This is a genomic window from Halobacillus sp. BBL2006 (assembly GCF_000786645.1).
Taxonomy (GTDB): domain Bacteria; phylum Bacillota; class Bacilli; order Bacillales; family Halobacillaceae; genus Halobacillus.
In genome coordinates, this window is record NZ_JRNX01000622.1 from 1 (window position 1) to 1,855 (window position 1,855).

Here is a 1,855-nt window from a genome sequence, read left to right on the forward strand (position 1 = left end):
TTCTCAGCCGGAAGTTTACCAGAAGCACCTACGCAGTGAGAAATTATCACTGCAAGAAAATGTGTACTTTATGACAAAGGCAGAAAGCTATTCCATTGCAGTGGCGACAGGGTCGATCATCGCTCGTTCAGCTTTTGTAAAAGCGATGAATCAGCTTGAATTCGATACAGGGCTTCCTATTCCGAAAGGTGCCTCGTCTAAAGTGGACAAGGCGGCTGCTGAAATCATTAAAGCCTATGGGGAAGATAAACTTGAAGAACTAGCCAAAGTTCATTTTGCGAATACGATGAAAGCGAAAGCACTTGTTCGATAACATGAATTAAAGACTGTTCTAAGCTATCCGGGATAGATTCTTAAATAGCTTGCATGTATTCTCAAATAACTGTATAAGATTCCTAAATAGATTGCGTTTATTCTCAAATAACTGTTAAATAGCTCATATAAAATAAATAGTTCATCCATAATAAAGGGTGCTCCGAATCAAATCGGAGCACCCTTTTTGTTTTATCCGCGCAGTTCAGCTTGGTGCTGGTCTTTAACCGCAGTTAAAATCTTATCGTGAGCTTCTTCTACTTCTTGATCTTTCAACGTACGTTGAGGATCTAGATAAAGCAGATTGAAGGCAAGAGATTTTTTACCTTCAGGCAAGTGTTCGCCTTGATACACGTCGAAGACTTGAACATCTTTGACTAGAGGCGCGCCGGCTTCAGAAATCGTAGAAGCAATTGCTCCTGCAGAGATCTTCTCGTCCACAACAAGTGCAATATCTCTTGATACGGATGGGAAACGCGGAATCGCCTGGAAGGCTTCTTCTTTAGTGTATTGACTAAATAACTCTTCTGCATTTAAGTCAAATACGTAGGTTTCTTTCAACCCTAATTCTTTCTGAAGCTTCGGATGAACCTGCCCAATAAACCCGATTTCTTTTCCTCCTGCTTTAACAACTGCAGTTCTGCCTGGGTGCATGTGAGGAAGTTTGGCTTTTTCATACGTGAAGGAAATATCGAGCTGCTCGCTCAATCCTTCTACAATGCCTTTAACAACAAAGAAGTCAACGTTCTTCTTCTCCTGCTGCCATGGATGAGAAATCCATGTCCCTGTCAAAGCACCTGAAGCGCGTAAAATTTCTTTTGGCTGCTTCGTTACCTGCTCTTCTTGGCTAACAAAGACTGTTCCGATTTCATAATAGGCGAGATCCATCTGTTTACGTGCCACATTGTAAGAAAGAGATTGCAGCATTTCAGGCAGTAAGCTTAGACGAAGATGACTGTGATCTTCACTCATCGGCATTGCCAATCCAACCGGTGCTTTCGCTTCGCGCTCGATTTCAGGACTTACCAGAGTAGCCGCTTTCGATTCGTGCGTAAGGGAGTACGTGATCGTTTCATGTAAACCGGCACCTTCGAAATAAGCCTTCACTTTTCGCTTCAGCTGTTGATTTAATGATAGGCCTCCTGCTTGGGAAGCTCCTCCTGGCAATGTGAAAGGCAGGTTGTCATAACCATAAATTCGAGCTACTTCTTCCAGCATGTCTTCAAAAAGTTCAATATCTCCACGGCGAGTAGGAGCACTTACGATAAACTCTTCGCCATTCACTTCATAATTGAATTGCAGGCGACGCAGAATATCCTTGATTTCCTCATTGGAAATTTCCGTTCCTAACCGATCATTGATGACACTAGTAGCCATTGTTACTTGTTTTTCTGAACGATCAAGCTCGTCAAAGCTTACTACACCATCTAATACGGTGCCATTTGCGTATTTCTCAAGCAATTCGCATGCACGCTTACCTGCGCGTTCGACACGGTTAGGGTCGATGCCTTTTTCAAAACGAGTGCTCGATTCACTTCGCAAG

The 1,855-nt window shown here is 42.9% G+C and carries 1 protein-coding gene and 1 pseudogene; one reads left to right on the forward strand and one right to left on the reverse strand.

Going from position 1 to position 1,855, the window contains the following annotated elements:
- Positions 1-313 (forward strand): annotated as a pseudogene (locus LD39_RS17090) (ribonuclease HIII); the annotation flags it as partial.
- Between the two features lie 191 nt (positions 314-504).
- On the opposite strand, the gene pheT reads toward LD39_RS17090, so the two are convergent.
- Positions 505-1,855 (reverse strand): phenylalanine--tRNA ligase subunit beta (gene pheT / locus LD39_RS17095; protein WP_035550434.1); only part of this gene is annotated, 1,351 nt, incomplete at its 5' end.